Source organism: Duganella sp. Root336D2, assembly GCF_001425005.1.
Lineage (GTDB): Bacteria > Pseudomonadota > Gammaproteobacteria > Burkholderiales > Burkholderiaceae_D > Rugamonas.
In genome coordinates, this window is record NZ_LMDB01000012.1 from 940,467 (window position 1) to 959,258 (window position 18,792).

13 protein-coding genes are annotated in these 18,792 nt (G+C 66.1%); 10 read left to right on the forward strand and 3 right to left on the reverse strand.

Annotation, left to right across the window (positions count from 1 at the left end; translation table 11 throughout):
* The first annotated feature begins 34 nt into the window (after positions 1-34).
* From ASD07_RS14455 to ASD07_RS30170, 4 genes are all read left to right on the forward strand, one after another.
* Positions 35-661 (forward strand): DUF47 domain-containing protein, encoded by a 627-nt coding sequence (locus ASD07_RS14455; RefSeq protein ID WP_055931252.1) that lies wholly within the window; start codon positions 35-37, stop codon positions 659-661.
* Between the two features lie 16 nt (positions 662-677).
* Positions 678-1,688 (forward strand): inorganic phosphate transporter, encoded by a 1,011-nt coding sequence (locus ASD07_RS14460; protein ID WP_055931254.1) that lies wholly within the window; start codon positions 678-680, stop codon positions 1,686-1,688.
* A gap of 71 nt (positions 1,689-1,759) precedes the next feature.
* Positions 1,760-2,320, forward strand: a complete 561-nt coding sequence (locus tag ASD07_RS14465) for a helix-turn-helix domain-containing protein (RefSeq protein WP_055931257.1) — start codon at positions 1,760-1,762, stop codon at positions 2,318-2,320.
* A complete protein-coding gene (locus tag ASD07_RS30170; protein ID WP_082507314.1) occupies positions 2,308-3,270 on the forward strand; it encodes a GNAT family N-acetyltransferase in 963 nt (320 codons plus the stop codon). The genes ASD07_RS14465 and ASD07_RS30170 overlap by 13 nt, the downstream gene beginning before the upstream one ends.
* Here the strand turns inward: ASD07_RS30170 and ASD07_RS14480 are convergent.
* Genes ASD07_RS14480 through ASD07_RS14490 form a run of 3 tightly spaced genes read right to left on the reverse strand, consistent with a single transcriptional unit; the run spans position 3,267 to position 6,866 of the window.
* Positions 3,267-3,659 (reverse strand): VOC family protein, encoded by a 393-nt coding sequence (locus ASD07_RS14480; RefSeq protein WP_055931261.1) that lies wholly within the window; start codon positions 3,657-3,659, stop codon positions 3,267-3,269. The two genes, ASD07_RS30170 and ASD07_RS14480, sit on opposite strands and share 4 nt — an antisense overlap.
* Positions 3,656-6,013, reverse strand: coding sequence for a GspE/PulE family protein (locus tag ASD07_RS14485; RefSeq protein ID WP_055931264.1), 2,358 nt, complete (start codon positions 6,011-6,013; stop codon positions 3,656-3,658). The genes ASD07_RS14480 and ASD07_RS14485 overlap by 4 nt, the downstream gene beginning before the upstream one ends.
* 7 nt (positions 6,014-6,020) lie before the next feature.
* Positions 6,021-6,866 (reverse strand): MBL fold metallo-hydrolase, encoded by an 846-nt coding sequence (locus ASD07_RS14490; RefSeq protein WP_055931267.1) that lies wholly within the window; start codon positions 6,864-6,866, stop codon positions 6,021-6,023.
* A 134-nt stretch (positions 6,867-7,000) separates the two neighbouring features.
* Here ASD07_RS14490 and ASD07_RS14495 point away from each other — a divergent pair, with 134 nt between their 5' ends.
* The 6 genes from ASD07_RS14495 to ASD07_RS14520 all read left to right on the forward strand — a co-directional run bounded on the left by ASD07_RS14495 (position 7,001) and on the right by ASD07_RS14520 (position 18,790).
* A complete protein-coding gene (locus tag ASD07_RS14495) occupies positions 7,001-8,605 on the forward strand; it encodes an HD family phosphohydrolase (protein ID WP_055931270.1) in 1,605 nt (534 codons plus the stop codon).
* A complete protein-coding gene (locus tag ASD07_RS14500) occupies positions 8,605-10,860 on the forward strand; it encodes a CHASE2 domain-containing protein (RefSeq protein ID WP_200953806.1) in 2,256 nt (751 codons plus the stop codon). The genes ASD07_RS14495 and ASD07_RS14500 overlap by 1 nt, the downstream gene beginning before the upstream one ends.
* 128 nt (positions 10,861-10,988) lie before the next feature.
* The gene (locus tag ASD07_RS14505) at positions 10,989-11,612 is read left to right on the forward strand and encodes a hypothetical protein (protein WP_055931275.1); all 624 of its coding nucleotides are present in this window, start codon (positions 10,989-10,991) and stop codon (positions 11,610-11,612) included.
* A gap of 132 nt (positions 11,613-11,744) precedes the next feature.
* Positions 11,745-13,328: a ShlB/FhaC/HecB family hemolysin secretion/activation protein gene (locus ASD07_RS14510; protein ID WP_055931277.1), complete on the forward strand. Its 1,584-nt coding sequence runs from the start codon at positions 11,745-11,747 to the stop codon at positions 13,326-13,328.
* 10 nt (positions 13,329-13,338) lie between these two features.
* Entirely contained in the window at positions 13,339-18,069 is a 4,731-nt protein-coding gene (locus ASD07_RS14515) for a filamentous hemagglutinin N-terminal domain-containing protein (RefSeq protein ID WP_162246559.1), read from the forward strand.
* Complete coding sequence (locus tag ASD07_RS14520; RefSeq protein WP_055931283.1) at positions 18,038-18,790, forward strand: FecR domain-containing protein; 753 nt, start codon at positions 18,038-18,040, stop codon at positions 18,788-18,790. The genes ASD07_RS14515 and ASD07_RS14520 overlap by 32 nt, the downstream gene beginning before the upstream one ends.
* Positions 18,791-18,792 lie beyond the last annotated feature (2 nt).

Here is an 18,792-nt window from a genome sequence, read left to right on the forward strand (position 1 = left end):
GCAGTACCAACGAATCAACCAACGGAGAACAAAAATGTTTGGACGCTTGATGCCCTCGGAGGGCAAATTCTTTGACATGTTTAACCAGCATGCCGAACTTTGCGTCAAGGGCGCCAAAGAAATGCTGGGCCTGATGGCCAACTTCGACGACCTGGAAAACCGTGTCCACGCCATCGAAAGCATTGAAAAACAGGCTGACAAGATCACCTACCAGGCGGTAGACCTGCTGCACAAAACCTTCATCACCCCGCTCGACCGCGATGACATCCACAAGCTGATCACCCGCATGGACGACATCCTGGACCTGATGGAAGACGCCGCCCAGACCGTATCGCTGTACGACCTGCATTCCGTGACCCCGGAAGCCAAGCGCCTGGCCGAACTGGTGCTGGCTTGCTGCGAGAAGGTGAAGGATGCCGTGGCCCTGCTGTCGAACATGGACAACGCCTCCAAGATCGTCAGCATCTGCGAAGAAATCGACCGCCTGGAATCGGATGCCGACCACGTGATGCGCGCTGCCATGTCCAAGCTGTTCCGCGATGAACCGGATGTGCGCAACCTGATCAAGATGAAGGCGATCTACGAGATCCTGGAAACCGTCACCGACCGCTGCGAAGATGTTGCCAACATCATCGAAGGCATCATCGTCGAAAACGCATAATTAAAAAGATCATTTCATGAGCAACCTCGAAATTAGCATCTGGGCGCTGGGGGCACTGGTCTTCCTCGCACTGGTGTTCGACTTCATGAACGGCTTCCACGATGCCGCCAATGCGATCGCCACGGTGGTATCCACCGGTGTGCTGAAACCGCAGACCGCCGTGATGATGGCTGCCTTCTTCAACTTCGTCGCGATCTTCGTGGTCGGCCTGAAAGTGGCCACCACCATCGGCAAGGGTACGATCGAACCCACGGTGATCGACCACTATGTGATCTTCGGGGCGCTGATCGGGGCGATTGTCTGGAACGTGATCACCTGGTACTACGGCATTCCGTCTTCGTCCTCGCACGCGCTGATCGGCGGCCTGGTGGGTGCGGCGGTGGCCAAGTCCGGCACCGGCGCGCTGATCTCCGGCGGCTTGATCAAGACGGTGGTGTTCATCGTCGTGGCGCCGCTGCTGGGCTTTGTGCTTGGTTCGCTGATCATGCTGATCGTGTCGTGGGTCTTCGTGAAGTCGACGCCGCGCAAGGTTGACGGCTGGTTCCGCCGCCTGCAGCTGGTGTCCGCGGCCGGCTATTCGCTGGGTCACGGCGGCAACGACGCGCAGAAAACCATGGGCATCATCTGGATGCTGCTGATCGCTTCCGGCCACGTGGCTGCCGGCGACACGGCGCCGCCGGTGTGGGTCATCGTGTCCTGCTACGGCGCGATCTCGTTCGGCACCCTGTTCGGCGGCTGGCGTATCGTCAAGACCATGGGCCAGAAGATCACCAAGCTGAAACCGGTGGGCGGCTTCTGCGCCGAAACCGGCGGTGCGATCACCCTGCTGATGGCGTCCTTCTGGGGCGTGCCTGTCTCCACCACCCACACCATCACCGGCGCGATCGTCGGCGTCGGCTCGGCGCAGAAGATGTCGGCCGTGCGCTGGGGCGTGGCGGGCAATATCGTGTGGGCGTGGATCTTCACCATTCCGGCTTCCGCGTTTGTTGCGGCGGTGGCCTGGTGGGTCGGTAAGCACATCATGTAATTCCGGAAGGGGCGCTGCGGCGCCCCTTTATTTTGTCGACAGTGTCTCAGAATTGGGATATATTCCCAGTTATGGGAAATTCATTTGAAGACCGCCTGGTGCGGCGCCTGGCCGGTTTGCGCGAAGAGCGTGCGCTGTCGCTGGAAGAACTGGCCACGCACAGCGGCATCAGCCGCGCCACCTTGTCGCGCCTGGAGCGCGGCGAAACCAGCCCGACGGCGGAAATGCTGGGCAAGCTGTGCGCCGTATATGGCATGCCGATGTCGCGCCTGATCGCGGAAGTCGAGCTGGCGCCGGTGCAATTGATCCGCCGCCAGGAACAGGCGCAATGGCACGATCCTGCCACCGGCTTCGTGCGCCGCATGGTATCGCCGCCGGCGCGCGGCTTCAAGGCGGAGATGATCGAGGGGCGGCTGCCGCCCGGCGCAGTGATCGATTACGCGCAACCGCCGGTGCGCGGCCTGGAGCAGCATATGTGGATGCTGTCCGGCGCGCTCGATTACACCATCGACGGCAGCACGCACCGGCTGCAGCCGGGCGATTGCCTGCGCTTTCACCTGTACGGCGCGACGCGCTTTTCCTGTCCCGGCCCCGAATCGGCCCATTACCTGATTGCGATATGCGAACCATAGAAGAACTGGATGGCGCCGGCCTGCTGGCGCACGCCGACCAACTGGCGGAAGTACTGCGGGCCTGCGTGCTGGCCGGCGCCAGTGTCGGCTTCGAGCTGCCATGCCCGCATGAAGAGACGCGCGCGTTCTGGCAGGGCCTGCACAGCGCGACAGAGCGCGGCGAGCGCCGCCTGTTCATCGTGCGCGGCGATGACGGCCGGATCGACGGGACGCTGCAGCTGGTATTGGCCGGCATGCCGAATGGCCGCCATCGCGCCGAACTGTCGAAGATGCTGGTGCACCCGCGTGCACGGCGCCAAGGCCTGGCGCAGGCACTGGTCCTGCACGCCGAAGCGGTCGCGCGCGAACAGGGCCGCACGCTGCTGGTCCTCGATACCTGCAGCGGCGAACCGGCCGAAGGCATGTACCTGAAGCTGGGCTACCAACGCTGCGGCGAGATCCCCCAGTTCGCCACCATGCCCGATGGCCGCCTGGGCGCAGCAACCTTCATGTACAAGCTGCTGCCGCGCGTGGCGGCGGCCGATCCGGGCGCCCCGGAATCAGTCGCGCTGATGGCGGAGCTGGACGGCACGCTGCGGGCGCTGACCGGCGACAGCGGCCGCACCCGGTTCAGCGCGCAAGACGCACGCGGCGCGGCCGGCCGCTTCGCGCTGGCGCGCGACGCGCAAGGCCGGGCAGTCGGCTGCGGTGCGTTGCGGCCGCTGGACGACAACGTGGCGGAGATCAAGCGCATGTATGCGCGGCCCGGCAGCAAGGGCATCGGCAGTGCCGTACTGGCGTGGCTGGAAGCGGAAGCGCGCCTGATCGGCTATCGCGCGCTGCGGCTGGAAACGCGGCTGGTGAACACGCGCGCCGTGCGGTTTTACCTGGCGCACGGCTACCGGCGCACGGAGAATTTCGGACGCTACGCCGGCAATCCCGCCGCGGCCTGCTTCGAGAAAGCCCTTTAAGCCGGATCGTGGCAGACCACGCCCAGCTTGTTCCCGTCGGGATCGCGGAAGTAGGCGCCGTAGTAGTTGGCGTGGTAGTGCGGGCGCAGGCTGGGCGGACCTTCGCACGCACCGCCGTTTGCCAGTGCGGCGGCGTAGGCCGCATCGACCGCGGCGCGCGAGGGCGCCAGCAAGGCCACCATCTGGCCATTGCCGATCGCGGCGGGGGCGCCGTCGTAAGGGCTGCCGATCAGGAACAGCGGGCGGCCGCCTGCGGCAGGCTGCCAGCCGGCCCAGGGCCGTGTCTCGTCGCGAAAACGCAGGCTGTTGCCCAGCGCCGCCATCACGGCGCCATGAAAACGGAAGGCTGCGTCGAAGTCGGCGACGCCCAGGAAAGTATGGGAAATCATTTGATGCACACCTGGCGCACGGCCTTGATATCGGTAATCCCGAGCAGGATCTTTTCGATCCCGTCCATTTTAAGCGTCAGCATGCCATCCTCCAGCGCGGCGGCCAGCAACTGCGCCACCCGCGCATGTTCCTGCAGCAGCTTCTTGACGCGGTCGGTGCCGATCATCAGTTCGTGCAGGCCGACGCGGCCGCGGTAGCCCTTGTTGCACTGCTCGCAGCCGACTGGCCGGTACAGCGTGAAGCGCCCTTCGGCGTCGGCGTAGCGCTCGCGCCAGCCGGCCAGCACCTGCTGGCGCGCGGACAGGGCGTTGCCCTGGAAGGCGCTGGTGTTTTGCAGCTCTTCGCAATATTCCGACAGCAGCAGGTCCAGTTCCGCTTCGCCGGGATGGCAGGACTGCTTGCAGTTGACGCACAGGCGCTTGGCCAGGCGCTGCGCCAGGATGCCGAGCAGGGCATCGGCAAAATTGAACGGGTCCATGCCCATGTCCAGCAGGCGCACCACCGACTCCGGTGCGCTGTTGGTGTGCAGGGTGGAGAACACCAGGTGGCCGGTCAGCGAAGCTTCGATGCCCATGCTTACGGTTTCCTTGTCGCGCATCTCGCCGACCATGATGATGTCGGGGTCGGCGCGCAGGAAAGCCCGCATCACGGTGGCGAATTCCAGCCCGGCCTTGCGGTTGACCTGCACCTGGCGCAAACCTTTCTGCGTGATCTCCACCGGATCTTCGGCGGTCCAGATCTTGGTTTCCGGCGTGTTCAGGTAATTCAATACCGAGTGCAGCGTGGTGGTCTTGCCCGAGCCGGTCGGGCCGCAGACGAAGAACAGGCCATACGGCTTTTCCACCGTGGCGCGCAAGCGGTCCAGGTTGGCCGGCAGCACGCCCAGCTTCTCGAGGGGGATCGGTTCGCCGGCCGCCAGGATGCGCATCACCACGTCCTCCACGCCGCCGGCGGAAGGGATGGTGGCCACGCGCAGTTCAATGTCGAGCGGCCCGTATTTCTTGAATTTGATCTTGCCGTCCTGCGGCTTGCGGCGCTCGGAAATATCGAGGTCGCACATGATCTTGATGCGCGCCACCATCGCGGCGCGGAAAGAGGCGGGCACCTCGATATACGGCACCAGCACGCCGTCCTTGCGGAAGCGGATGCCGGTCTTGCCCTTGCCCGGCAAGGGTTCGATGTGGATGTCCGAGACGCCCTGGCGGTGGGCATCGATGATGATCTTGTTGAGCAGCTTGACCAGCTCGTTCTCCACCGCCTCCGACACTTCCTGCGGCGCATCGCCTTCGTCTTCGCCATCGTTGCCCATGCCCGACAGCAGTTCATCCACGCTGGCCGAGCCGCCGGCGCCGAAGAACTGCGCCAGGGTCTGGGCAAATTCGGCGCGCGTGGTGACGCGATAGTTGACGTGCAGGCGCGGGAAGACCTGGTTGACGATGTGCGACTGCGTAATGCGGTCGGGATCGATGGTCAGCACCAGCAGGCCGTCGCGGTTTTCCTCCAGCGGCACCCAGCCCGATTCTTCGAGGTACTGCAGCGGCAGTTTCTTCAGCAGGTCGGCCGGGCGCACGCGGTCGGGACGCGCCGGCTCGTAGGGGATGGTGTAGTACTTGGCCAGGGCGGCGCCGAGCACGGCGGGCTTGACGTGGAAGTCCTGCACCAGCACGGCTTCGACATCGGTTTCTTTTTCGCGTGCGCTGCGCAGGGCCTGCTCCAGCTCCTGCGGCGACAGCACGCTGTCGGCCACCAGCGCATCGTAGCGGGTACGCGGCAGCGGTGTCGCTTTCAGGCGCTGGCTGAAGGCCACGGCCAGGGTGTCGCCCAACTGGCGCACGCCTTCCAGCGCGATCGAGGAGAACGGCGCGCCGTCGCGCGTGTTGATGAACTGGACCACGCCCAGCAGGCTGTCGTGCGCCAGCGACACCAGCGGCGCCACCAGCATCTGGCGCGTACGGTAGCCGGTGCGCTGGTCCACGCCCTGCTGGAAATGCAGCTCGGGCGAGATGCTGCGCAGTTCGTCGGCGTCGTAGACGTCGCGGATGTTCAGGGTCTGGCGCGACAAGGCCACATAGCCGGCAATGCTGGAGGGATTGAGCGCCAGCTTCAGGTCGCGGAAGCTGGTCATGCCGGTTTTCACCTTCGACACGATGTAGTTCTTCTCGTGGTCCATGGCATACAGCGTGAAGCGGTCGCATTCGAACAGGTCGCAGAACTCCATGCCCAGGTCGAGCATGATCTCGTCCAGGTTGCTGGTGGCGTGGATTTTGGTGGTGACGGCCTGCAGCTTGCGGAAGAAGGCCAGGCGGCGCTCCGTCTCGGCGCCGGAGGCGGGCTGTTGATCGTATTCGCTCATGCTTTGCTCATAGGTTGACTTCCAGTCCCTCGTAGGCGAGGAATACTTGCAGGCCGCCCAGCTGGCCGGCGTGGCGCGCCATGACTTCGGCGAACACCGCTTCCAGCTCGTCGTCGCTGCGGGTCGGTTCGTGATGGGTGCAATACAGGCTGCCGGCGCCGCAGCGCAGCGCCAGCGCCAGCGCGCTGTCGAAGCTGCCGTGGCCCCAGCCCACCTTGGCCGGGTATTCGTCGCGCGTGTAGGAACAATCCGCGACCAGGACATCGACGCCTTGCACCAGGGCGTCGATGGCGGCTGCGTGCCCGGCGTCGGCGGGCGGTTCATGGTCGCCGGTGAAGAACAGCGATTTGCCGTTGCAGTCGATGCGGTAGCCGAGGTCGGTGACCGGGTGGTTCATCAGCACGTGGCGCACGCGGGCATCGCCGACTTCCACCGCTTCGTCCGGCGCCAGCGTGCGGTACTCGATGGTGGCATCCATCTGCGCTTCGCCGACCGGGAAATAGCTGAATTGGAGCTGCACTCCCATCACGTGCTCGATGCCCTTGCCGATGGCGGGGTCGCCGGCGCCGTGAATGCGCAAGCGGCTGCCTTTCACGAACAAGGGCGAGAAAAAGGGCAGGCCGTGGATATGGTCCCAGTGGCTGTGGCTGATGAACAGGTTGGCTTCGATCGGACGCTGGGGGGCGGCCAGCAGGGCTTGCGCCAGCGGGAACAGGCCGGTGCCGGCATCGAGCACGATCAAGGTGCCGTCGTCGCTGCGTACTTCAATGCAAGTGGTATTGCCGCCGTAGCGCACGGTTCGCGGCCCGGGGGAGGGAATGGAACCGCGCACCCCCCAGAACTTGAATTTCATCGAAGGCCCCTGGTGTTGTTGACTTGATTGCCTGTTAAAAAGCTAGTCGAATTGGCAAGAGTGATCATAGCGTTTTTTTGCCCGTTACAGGCAGATTCTTGTGTGCGCCGGCGCGGCAGGGATACACTTCAAGCATGGAAGACTTGACCCCGACCCAGCTTGCGGCGCGGCTGGAACAGCTCACCGAACTGAGCGTCGCCCTGGGCGACGGGCAGGATACCGGGGTACTGCTCGAGCGCATCCTGCTGGCGGCCAAGCACTTGACCCATGCCGATGGCGGCACCCTGTACCGCCCGGATGCCGGGCGCACCAAGCTCTTGTTCCATATCGCCGTCAACGATACGCTGGGCCTGCACCTGGGCGGCGGCAGCGGCGGCGCCATCGACATAGCGCCGGTGCCGCTGGTGGACGGGGCCGGCATGCCCAAGCTCGATTCGGTAGCCGCCTACGCGGCCAACCAGGGCCGCGCGGTAAACATCGACGATGTCTACCAGGCCGGCGAATTCAATTTCTCCGGCATGCGCCAGTTCGACCAGCGCTTTGGCTACCGCACGCGCTCGATCCTGACGGTGCCCCTGCGCGACCACGAAGGACAGCTATTGGGCGTGCTGCAGCTGGTCAACGCGGGCAATGCGGACGGCGTGTTCAGCGCCACCGACCAGCGCTTCATCGAGGCGCTGGCAGCGCAGGCGGCGGTGGCGCTGACCAAGCAGCAACTGGTGGCCCAGCTCGAGCAACTGCTGGAAGCGCTGGTCAACCTGATCAACATCGGCATCGACGAAAAGTCTCCGTATACCGGCCGCCACTGCCAGCTGGTGCCGGTATTGACCATGATGCTGGCCGATGCTGCGCATGCTGCCGAGAGCGGGCCTCTGGCCGCTTTCCGCCTGTCGGAAGGCGAGCGCAAGCAGCTATGGCTGGCCGGGCTGCTGCACGATTGCGGCAAGATCACCACGCCGGTGCACGTCGTGGACAAGGCGACCAAGCTGCAGACCATCTACGACCGTATCGGCTTGCTCGACACGCGCTATGAGGTGCTGCTGCGCGACGCCGAATTGCGCGCCTTGCGCGCCGAGCTCGATGGCGGCGACGGCCCGGCGCTGCAGGCGGCGCTGGCGGCGGAGCAGGAGCAGTTGCGCGCCGAGCGTGAGTTCCTGCGCCAGGCCAATATCGGCGGCGAGGGCATGGCGCCCGAAGCGCAGCAGCGCGTCAGCCGGATCGCCCGGCGGCGCTGGCGCGGCCCGGACGGTCAGGAGCAAGCCCTGCTCAGCGAGGAAGAGGTGGAAAACCTGACCATCCGTTTCGGCACCCTGACCGAGGCCGAGCGCAAAGTGATCAACAACCATATCGTGGTCACGGTGCGCATGCTCGAATCGCTGCCCTGGCCGCAGCACCTGCAGCACGTGCCGGAATACGCCGGCGGGCACCACGAGCGGATGGACGGCAAGGGCTATCCGCGCGGGCTGGTGCGCGAACAGATGTCGGTGCCGGCGCGCGTGATGGCGATCGCCGACATCTTCGAGGCCCTGACTGCGCGCGACCGGCCATACAAGAAGGGCAAGATGCTGTCCGAATCGCTCGACATCCTGGGCAAGTTCAGCCTGAACGGGCATATCGATCCCGACCTGTTCGATATCTTCATCCGCCGCAAGGTCTACCTGGAATTCGCACGGCAATACATGGACCCGCGCCAGGTCGACGCGGTCGACGAGTCGCGCATCCCCGGATACACGCCGTGATGCGCCGCCTGCTGCGACGCTACGGTGCGCGCTGGCTGCTGGGGCTTGCGCTCACGGCCCTGGCGCTGCTGCAGCTGGTGCAGTTGCTGCCGTCGGAATCGCTGGCGCGCATGGACAGCTTTTTCGCCGGCCTGCGCATGCGGCTCGAAGTGCCAGAGCTCGATCCGCGCATCGTCATCGTCGACATCGACGAGCGCAGCCTGGCCGAAGTGGGGCGCTTTCCCTGGAGCCGCGACAAGGTGGCGCGCCTGGTCGAACAACTGACCGGTCCTTACCAGGTGGCGGCGGTGGGCTTCGACATCTCCTTCCCCGAGCCCGACACCAGCTCCGGCTACGGCGTACTGGAACAATTGGCGCAGGGCGAATTGCGCCAGGTGCCGGGACTGGCGCGCGCGCTGGCCGGGCTGCAGCCGCAGCTCGATTACGACGGCCGGCTGGCCGCTGCCATGCGCGGCCAGCCGGTGGTGCTGGGTTACAGCCTGTCGGGCAGCCAGCGCAAGGGCGTGCTGCCGGCGCCTGCGTTCACGGTTGAGAGCCTGAACGGGCGCACGCTGGACGCCTACACGGCGCAAGGCTATGAAGCCAATATCGCGCCCTTGCAAGCGGCAGCGGCAGGCGCCGGCATCTTTACCGCGCTGGTCGACAGCGATGGCCTGGTGCGTTCCTCGGCCCTGCTGCAGCGCATCGGCGACGGTTACTACCCGACGCTGGCGCTGGCCACGGTGTCGGCAGCACTGGGTGGGCGCGCCATTGCGCCGTTGTGGCAGGGTAGTGTCGATACCTTGAGCGCGGCCGAGCGCCAGGGCGGCGGGCTGGATGCGATTGCCCTGTTCCATAGCGAAGGGAAGCTGCGCATCCCGGTCGGTGAAGGCTTGACCAATACCGTGCAGTTCCGCGGACGCGGCGGCCCGGCCGGCGGCGCTTTCCGCTATGTGGCGGCGGCCGACGTGCTGGCAGGGCGCGCCAAACCGGAACTGCTGGCCGGCACCATCGTGCTGGTCGGCACCAGCGCCCCTGGCTTGAACGATTTGCGCGCGACCCCGGTCAACGCCGAATACCCGGGGGTGGAAATCCACGCCAACCTGGTCAAGTCGATTCTGGACGACAGCTTCAAGCAGCGGCCCGACGTGGCCACGCAGATCGAAGTGCTGCAGGCGCTGGTGCTGGGCGGCGTGCTGGCGCTGGCGTTGCCGGTACTGGCGCCGGCCTGGGGCATCCTGCTGTCGCTGGCGGCGCTGGCCGGTACGGTGGCCCTGAACTTCCTGTTGTACCGCCGCTATGACGCGGTGCTGAACCTGGCCACCTTGCTGCTGCTGGCAATGGCGCTGTTCGTGCTGAACCTGGCCTGGGGTTATTTCTTCGAAGTGCGGCGCGGGCGCGCCCTGGTGTCGCGCTTCGGCGAATACGTGGCGCCGGAGCTGGTGGCGGAGATGGCGGAAGACCCGTCCCAATACAGCATGGAGGGCGCGAGCCGCGAGCTGAGCGTGATGTTCGTCGACGTGCGCGGCTTCACCACCATTGCCGAGGGCCTGTCGCCGCAGGAGCTGCGCGAGTACATCAACCGCTACCTGACTGCCATGTCGGAAGAAATCCGGGACCGCCACCGCGGCACCCTGGACAAATACATCGGCGATGCCGTGATGGCGTTCTGGGGTGCGCCGCTGGCCTGCAGCGACCATGCCGGGCGGGCAGTGGCGACGGCGTTGGCGATGCAAGCCACGGCGGCGCGCCTGAGCCTGGAATTCGAGCAGCGCGGCTGGCCTGCGCTGCGCATCGGCATCGGCATCAATAGCGGCCCGATGCACGTGGGCGACATGGGTTCGCGCATCCGCCGCGCCTATACGGTGATGGGCGACGCGGTGAACCTGGCTTCGCGGCTGGAGGGCATCACCAAGGTGTACGGGGCGGGCATCGTGGCGGGCGCTGCGACGCGGGCGGCGGCGCCTGAATTTGCCTGGCGCGAACTGGACCTGGTACGGGTCAAGGGCAAGCTGGAGCCGGTGGCCATCTTCGAGCCGCTGGGCCTGCAAGGCGAGCTCGATGCGGCGGGCCAGGCTGCACTGCAGCAATGGCAGCAGGCGCTGGCCCTGCTGCGCGCGCAGCAATGGCTGGCGGCCGAGGCATTGCTGGCGCCACTGGCTGCCGCATCGCCGCAAAACATGCTGTATGCGCTGTACCTGGAACGCATCGCCCGCTACCGGGAACAGCCGCCCGGACCAGGCTGGGACGGGGTCACAAATTTCGACAGCAAATAAGCAACACTCAACGGTGCGCGCCCGCGCGCAGGCGTAGAATGAAGCTGTGGTTGGGGCTTTTATGGCCTAAACTGAAGGTAACAAGAATTGCTCCTTTGCCAGGCAATCGCATGCCCGGGAGAACGATCATGAAGCCTAGCCTTGTGCCGATCCTGGCCCTTGCAGCCTGCACCGGAGCGCTTGCCGCGCCGCCCAGCCACGACCGTGACCGCGACCGCGACCGAAATGCGCCTGCCTTTGATTTTTCCGCCACCGCTTATCCGCAGTCGAACCTGCCCGGCCTGCCCGGCACCACCCCGACCACGCGCCTGGCGGCCACGCTGACACAGACCCTGCCGCGCGATTGGATGGTGCGCGCCAGCGTCAATACCCATTACACCCCAGGCGAAGTGTCGCTGCAGGACAGCCTGGCGCCCGCCGCGTCGACGGCCTTGCGCCTGATGGCCCACCGCGATGCGCTGCGGGACGGCGGCCTGGGCAGCAACGTCGAGCTGTATTCCCCGGATATCTGCCTGGGGGCCGGCCGCCATTGCCGTGCGTTGCTGTATTACGACCGCAATGCCCTGCGCTACAACCGTGCCACAAATGGCCAGTTACGCAGCCGTAACGTGGGCAGCGCCGGTATCGGCGTACGCATGAAGATCGACAGGAATTCCAGCATGCAGCTTGACCTTGGCCGCGTGGTACGTTCGGACATCATGCCGGACGATGCGCGAAGCCGCGTGACGCTGCGTTATGGCTATGCATGGTGAACGGGCCGACATCGCTCCACTGCAGGCAAAACACCACATTCCCGCGTCTCCCGAACTTCCTTGGCATTTGCAAGCCTCGACCTTTGCGCCTGCGCGCTGGGCCGGGGCTGTTGTTCATTCCCTTCCCCTGATATGAAAAAAATTCAACAGCGCCTTGCGTTTCTTGTTGCCGTCACATTGGCCGCTACGGCCCATGCCGCCAGCGATCCCGGCCCCGATCCTGGCATCGTACGTTTCGACATCGAGCGCTACGATGTGCGGGGCAACACCTTGCTGCCGCCGGACCAGGTGGCGCGGGTGCTGGCGCCATACACGGGCCCAGGGCGCGACTTCGGCGACGTACAGCAGGCGCTGGAGGCGCTGACGGCGGCCTACCAGGCAGCCGGCTACCGCCTGGTTGCGGTCACGCTGCCGGAACAGGAACTGGCGCGCGGGGCGGTGCGGCTGGAGGTGGTGCAGACCCGTATCGGGCAGGTCCTGGTGCGCGGCCAGCGCCATGTGGACGAGGCCAATGTGCGGCGTGCGCTGCCGCCGCTGCGCGCCGGCGAAGTGCCGAACCTGGAAGAAATTTCGGCAGCGCTCAAGCTGGCCAATGAGCATCCCGCCCGCCAGGTCACCATGAAGCTGCAAAGCGGCAGCCGCGAGGACGAGGTCGACGCCTTGCTGGAGGTGGCCGATGAACGGCAATGGAAGGCCATGCTCAATGTCGACAACAGCGGCACCGAGCAGACCGGCCGCGCCCATATCGGGTTCGGCCTGCAGCATGCCAACCTGTTCGGGCTGGACCACCTGGCCAGCCTGCAGTACACCACCTCGGCCGAAGAGCCGGGGCGGGTCAAGGTATACGGCCTGGGCTACCACATTCCGCTGTATCAACTGGGCGACACGCTCGACTTTTACGCCAGCTACTCGAACATCGATTCCGGCACGGTGGCGGTGGGCGCCTTCAGCGTGGCGGTCAGCGGCCAGGGCACGGTGTTTGGCGCGCGCTACAGCCATTACCTGCCGCGCCATCCCGGCTATGAAGGGAAGCTGCTGTTCGGCGCGGAATCCAAGGCGTTCCGCAACAGCGTGCTGCTGCTGGGACAGGAGCTCGGCAACAACGTCACTGTACGCCCGCTGAGCGTGGGTTACCTTGGCAGCTGGAGTGCGCCGCAAGGCGATGCCGGGCTGTCGCTGACGCTGCTGCGCAACCTGCCGGGCGGCAAGCGCGGCGGCCAGGACGACTTCAGCCGTGCGCGTGCCGGGGCGCCGGATGACTACACCATTGCGCGCGCGGGCGCCAGCATCAGCCGGCTGCTGCCCGGCGACTGGCAATGGCGCGCCATCGCCAACGTCCAGTACACCCCGGACGCGCTGGTGCCGGGCGAGCAGTTCGGCGCCGGCGGCGGCGCTTCGGTGCGCGGCTTGCCCGAACGCGAAATCGCCAACGACAAGGGCGCCAGCCTTAACCTGGAACTGTACACGCCCAACCTGTGCAACGAGCGCTGGCAATGCCGCTTGCTGGCCTTCCATGACCGTGCCCATGTGCGGCGCAATGATGCACTGCCGGGCGAACTGACGGCTGCCTCGGTGGCCAGCAGTGGTCTCGGCTTGCGCGTGCTGCTGGGCAGCCAGGCCAACCTGCAACTTGATTATGGGCACGTGGTGCAGGGCGGCCCAACCGGGCGCGACGGCAGCGGCAGGCTGCACCTGCGGCTCGGCCTTGCCTATTGAGGACATCGACATGGACTACAGCAAGCACAGCAAACTGCAGCGCAAGCTGCTTGGCCTGGCGGTCGCCTCCTGCTTCGGCGGCGCGCTGGCCAATCCCGTGGCGCCGCAAGTGGCGACCGGCCAGGCCAGCTTCAGCCAGCAGGGCAATGTCTTCACCGTCGCCAATACGCCCAACACCATCATCAACTGGCGCAGCTTTTCGATCGGCGCCGACGAAGTGACGCGTTTTGTGCAGCAGGGGGCCGGCAGCAAGGTGCTGAACCGGATCACCGGCCAGGATCCCAGCCGCATCCTGGGCAGCCTGCAGTCGAACGGCCAGGTCTACCTGCTCAACCCGAACGGCGTGCTGTTCGGGCAGGGCGCGCGCATTGACGTGCAGGGCCTGGTGGCGTCAAGCCTGGCGCTGTCCGATGCCGATTTTCTGGCCGGACGGCTGCACTTCAGCGGCGGAACAGGCGCCGGCAAGGTGGAGCACCAGGGGCAGATCAGCACCGGGCAAGGCGGCCTGGTCTACCTGGTGGCGCCGCAGGTGGAAAACAACGGCATTATCCATGCGCCCGGCGGCGCCGTGATGCTGGCGGCAGGCCATAGCGTACAACTGGTGGACGGCGCCAACCCGGCCCTGCAGGTCGTGGTGTCAGCGCCGGACGACCAGGCGCTGAACCTGGGCCAGGTGGTGGCGCAGGGCGGGCGCATTGGCATCTTCGGCGCGCTGGTCAACCAGCGCGGCACGGCCAGCGCCGACAGCGCGGTGCGCGGCGCGCAAGGGCAGGTCCTGCTGCGCGCCAGCGGCCGCACGATGGTCGAAGGCGGCAGCCGCACCACGGCGCGCGGCGGCGGCGAGGTTGCCGTGCTGGGGCCGCAAGTCGGCCTGCTGGGCGATGCGCGGGTGGACGCCAGCGGCGAGGAAGGCGGCGGCAGCGTGCTGGTGGGCGGCGACTACCGCGGCGCCAATGCGCAGCTGCCGAATGCGCGCCAGGTGTATGTCGGGAAGGACGTGGTGCTGGCGGCCGATGCCGGCGGCAGCGGCCAAGGCGGCAAGGTGATCGTCTGGGCCGACGACAGGGCCAGCGTGCAGGGCAGCATTTCGGCGCGCGGCGGGTCGCTGGGCGGCGATGGCGGCCTGGTGGAAACCTCGGCGCACCAGTTGGAACTGGGCGGCCTGCGCGTTGATGCGGGCGCGTCGCAAGGCCGGCGCGGCCGATGGCTGCTTGATCCCTTCGATATCGAAGTGAAGCTGGCGCCGGGCGTGCCGGCCACGCTGTCCGATGTCGCCAGCTTCTTCTCCGGGCCCTCCACCGGCGTGACGGAACTCGCCACCTCGCTGTTGAACGGGGCGACGGCCGATGTCACCTTGCAGGCGCGGCACGACATCACTTTTGTCGATCCGGTCGCGATTGGCGCGCCGGGTGTGGGATTGCTGGCCCAGGCCGGCAATCACATCATGGTCAAGGGCAAGCTGGCCACCAATGGCGGCATGCTGCGGCTGCAGGCCAATGACCCGGCATCCGGTGCCGCAACCGGCAGCGGCGCGGTGAAGCTGATGGCAGGTATCGAGACCGGCATGGGTGCCATCGAACTGAGCGGTGCGGAAATCGAGGTCGGCGCCGGTGTCTTGCTGGCGGGGCAGGAAATGCGCTGGAAGGCCGACAGCATGCGGATCGGCAGCGGCGCCCAGATACAGGCCGCCAACAGCGTTTCCCTCAACCCGTATGGCGCCAGCACGGAGATCAAGCTGGGCCAAACCAGCGATGGGACGCCCGGGGTGCTGAGCCTGGATGGTGCGGAGCTTTCATCCATCTTCACGCAAAACCTGAATATCGGCTTGGCCCAGTATGGGGGATTGCTCAGCGTGGAGGGCATGCTGGACCTGGCCGGCAGCAATGCCGGCAATGCGATGCTGACCCTGGCCAGCAGCGCTATTGCGGTGAACGGGGCACTGAAGCCGAGGTCCGGGCTTTACCTGCAGAGCGGCGGCGCCGTCAGCGGCAACGGGTCGATCTCCGCGCCGGTCCTGCTGATCAATGCCGGCTCGGTGGCGTTGAACGGTCCCAACCAGGTGATGGGCCTGGCGGCCTCGGCTTCCGGCGATATCAGTTTCAGCAATATCGGCAACCTGAACCTGACCTTTGGCAACGGCCAGGTCGGCGTGCAAACGCCCGGCAACGTGACCTTGAAGGCGGGCAGTTTGAACCAGGATCCCGGCACACCGGTGCGCGCCGCCAGCCTGACGCTGGACGGGAGCGGCCAGGTCAACCTGGCCAGTGGCGGCAACCTGGCAGGAAGCCTGCGGGCCGAAGGGGTAGGCAACCTGAACTATGTCGATGGCGGTACGCTCGAGGTGCTGGCACTGAGCCAGTCCGATGCCGTCAATAGCCTCGGATTTGGCAACCTGCGTGTGCGCGCCAGCGACCTGGTGGTCAACGGCGCGGTCAATGGCAATGGCAAACCGGTGCAGCTGGAGGGCGCCTCGCTGCGGCTGGCCCGGACTGCCGCGGTCAGCGGCGGCTCCATGCTGCTGCGTGCCACGAGCGGCAGCCTGGTCAGTGAAATCGGCTCCCAGCTCAGCGGGGGCGATATCGGCCTCGAGGCCAATGCGATGAGCCTGGCTGGCCAGGCAAATGCCGAGCACAGCATTCGTGTCTCCAGCATTGGCGGCGCCGCCATCCGGGTGGGCGGCACGCCGACCAGCGAGAGCGGCGGGCTGGTGCTGGGCAATGCCGACCTGGGCCGGCTGGTAGCGCCCAACCTGGTGATTGGGGGCTTCGCGTTCGACCCCAGCGGCAAACCCGTTTTCAATGCCGGCAATATCACGGCGGACCAGCTCGACCTCACCGGTTCTGCCGCGCTCACTTCGCTGGTACTGCAAACGGGCGGTAATGTGGACCTGCTGGGAACGGTCAAGCTGCCGGCCGCTGCCGGCTTGGGGGCCGAGGCGGGGGGCACGCTGACCAATAACGCCATGCTCACCGCGCAGAGCATTAAGGTGCGCGGCGGCTCCGTCGTCCTGACCGGAGCGGCCGGCAGCGGCATGGCGGCGGACATGATCGGGATCGATAGCTCGGGCACCATCGAGCTTGGCGGCAACGGCCCGACCGGCACGCCCACCACCTATCTGGGCGGCAGCGGCCTGGCGACACTGGCTACGCCGCGCCTGTTCATCACGGCCGCCAACGGCATGAAGGTGGGCGGGGCAGTCAGCATGCCGGGCCGGGAGCTGGAACTGGAAGCGCGCGCGGGGCTGCTGCAGGTGGCGGCGCCGCTGCAAGCCGATGTCGTGCACCTGAATGCGGATGCCATGGATTTCACAGCCGACGTGACGGCCAGCCTGGCCTCGCTGACGCCGGCCACCGCCGGCCACAGCATTACGATCGGTGCTTCCTGCGGCACGGCTTGCCTGTCGCTGACCCAGTTGAACAGGATTGCCGCTGCAACGGTCGGCATCGGCAACCGCGATGACGGCAGCGGCGAACCCATACCCGGTAGTACACCCGGCAGCAAACCCGGCACAAACGCGGGTACCACCAGCGCCGACACCGGCACCAGCAACAACTTTGGCGCGGGAGCCATCCACATTGGCGGCGCGGCCAACCTGAACCCGCTGACCACGCGCCTGGGCCTGCTCACCACCGCTGGCATCACGCAGGATACCGCCAATGCGGCCGCGGCCCTGAAGGTGCAGGAACTGGGCGTCGAAGCCAATGGCAATGTGCAGCTGGACCACAGCGGCAACCAGGTGGCGCATATCGCGGCCGTGGTCGGCTCCGGCAATTTCGACTTCCGCAGCGGGCAAGCACTGTCGGTAGTGCGGCTGCAAGGGGGTAGTTCGGCAAAGGGCAGCGGCTACGATATCAACGGCATCCAGGTTGCGGGGACGGCCACGCTGCATGCGGATGGCGCGCTGGCGACCGATGGGGCGGCCATCAAGGCCAACAAGCTGGTGGCGCGTTCGGGCGCCAATATCGGCGGCGCCGCGGCAGCGCTGCAGACCTTCGTGTCCGAGCTCGATGCCGAAAGCACGGCGACCAGTGGTAACGCAGCTATCGTCATCAGCAACAATGCCGGGGCGCCGGCACCGCTCACGATCCTGCAGTTGAAGCTCGCGCCCGGCAATGGCGGCGCGATCGCGCTCGATAATTACGGAGCCACGACGCTGGCTCCGGGCGCCCTGGTGAACAGCGACAGCGGCGATATCCGCTTGAGCGCGCACAGCCCTCTCAGCATTTACGGCAGTGTCCTGTCCACCTCGGGCGACATCCTGCTGGAGGCGGGCGATAGCGGCAGCGGCGGCGACAATTTGCTGATCGCCAGCGGCGCTTTGGTGAAAAGCAGCCAGGGCAACGTTTCGCTGCTTGCCGCTACCCAGGTCACGTATCCTCCCGGGAGCGTGCAGGCGCCGGGCGGCAGCATCGGGATCAACGGCGAGACCGTAAAGCCGCCGGCTACGCCGCCGACTTCGATCGACCAGTGCCAGCTGGATCCGACCTTGCCGGGCTGCCAACTGGTGTTGCCGCCGACGGAAGCGCAGCCTAGCAACCCGGTGCAGGCCGCCGTCAACCACACCATCCAGGTGATCAATAGCGCCAGCAACGGCGACACAGCCGGCCAGGCTTCAGTGGCCAGTGCGCCAGACCAGGGCAAGGAAAAAGCGAAGAAAGACGACAAGAGCGACAAACTGTCCCAGGAAAAAACCAGCGGAGCGAAACAGCATGAAGCCCCTGCAAAAATGTACTGCAACTAAGCTGGCCGGGCATGGCCTGGTACTGGCGTCGCTGTGGCTGGCTGCCGCGCTGGCGCTGGCAGCCCCCGTGGCCGGCACTGTGATCCAGTTGAATGGACCGCTGATGGCGCGCAAGGCCGACGGCACGGCAAAAGTCCTGTCGATCAAGTCGGAGGTCGAAAATGGCGATACGCTGGTGACGGAGAAAAGTACTTATGCCCTGGTGCGTTTTATCGACAATAGCGAAATCACTTTGCGGCCCGGCAGCACGCTGACTATTGAAAATTTCAGCTTCGATAGCGGCAAGCAGGAAGCGGACCGGGCCCAGTTCAACCTGGTCAAGGGCGGCTTGCGCTCCGTGTCCGGGCTGCTGGGCAAGCGCAGCAAGGAAAAGTTCGAGCTGAAGACACCGGCCGCCACCATCGGTATCCGCGGCACGCTGTTTGTGGCGGAAATTGTGGCGCCGGCCGGCAAACTGCCAGCGGCGCAGGCGCCACGCGCGCCCGGCCTGTACGTGCAGGTGCTGGATGGCATGATTCATCTCAACAACGGGGGCGGCAGCCTATCCTTCAATGCCGGACAGTTCGGTTTTACACCGGGCGCGGCGCTGCCTCCGGTGGTGCTGCCGCAGAACCCCGGCATGCAGTTCAATCCGCCGCCCATCTTCAATACCGCCGTGCCAGGCGGTAAAACCACGGCCAGCAACCAGGCGCCGCGCGCAGTCGACTGCGAAGTCCGGTAAAA

What these genes read in the sequence shown, in the direction of transcription:
- ASD07_RS14455 (WP_055931252.1), top strand. Translation starts at nt 35, where the DNA reads ATGTTTGGACGCTTGATGCCCTCGGAGGGCAAATTCTTTGACATGTTT.
- ASD07_RS14460 (WP_055931254.1), top strand. Translation starts at nt 678, where the DNA reads ATGAGCAACCTCGAAATTAGCATCTGGGCGCTGGGGGCACTGGTCTTC.
- ASD07_RS14465 (WP_055931257.1), top strand. Translation starts at nt 1,760, where the DNA reads ATGGGAAATTCATTTGAAGACCGCCTGGTGCGGCGCCTGGCCGGTTTG.
- ASD07_RS30170 (WP_082507314.1), top strand. Translation starts at nt 2,308, where the DNA reads ATGCGAACCATAGAAGAACTGGATGGCGCCGGCCTGCTGGCGCACGCC.
- ASD07_RS14480 (WP_055931261.1), bottom strand. Translation starts at nt 3,659, where the DNA reads ATGATTTCCCATACTTTCCTGGGCGTCGCCGACTTCGACGCAGCCTTC.
- ASD07_RS14485 (WP_055931264.1), bottom strand. Translation starts at nt 6,013, where the DNA reads ATGAGCGAATACGATCAACAGCCCGCCTCCGGCGCCGAGACGGAGCGC.
- ASD07_RS14490 (WP_055931267.1), bottom strand. Translation starts at nt 6,866, where the DNA reads ATGAAATTCAAGTTCTGGGGGGTGCGCGGTTCCATTCCCTCCCCCGGG.
- ASD07_RS14495 (WP_055931270.1), top strand. Translation starts at nt 7,001, where the DNA reads ATGGAAGACTTGACCCCGACCCAGCTTGCGGCGCGGCTGGAACAGCTC.
- ASD07_RS14500 (WP_200953806.1), top strand. Translation starts at nt 8,605, where the DNA reads ATGCGCCGCCTGCTGCGACGCTACGGTGCGCGCTGGCTGCTGGGGCTT.
- ASD07_RS14505 (WP_055931275.1), top strand. Translation starts at nt 10,989, where the DNA reads ATGAAGCCTAGCCTTGTGCCGATCCTGGCCCTTGCAGCCTGCACCGGA.
- ASD07_RS14510 (WP_055931277.1), top strand. Translation starts at nt 11,745, where the DNA reads ATGAAAAAAATTCAACAGCGCCTTGCGTTTCTTGTTGCCGTCACATTG.
- ASD07_RS14515 (WP_162246559.1), top strand. Translation starts at nt 13,339, where the DNA reads ATGGACTACAGCAAGCACAGCAAACTGCAGCGCAAGCTGCTTGGCCTG.
- ASD07_RS14520 (WP_055931283.1), top strand. Translation starts at nt 18,038, where the DNA reads ATGAAGCCCCTGCAAAAATGTACTGCAACTAAGCTGGCCGGGCATGGC.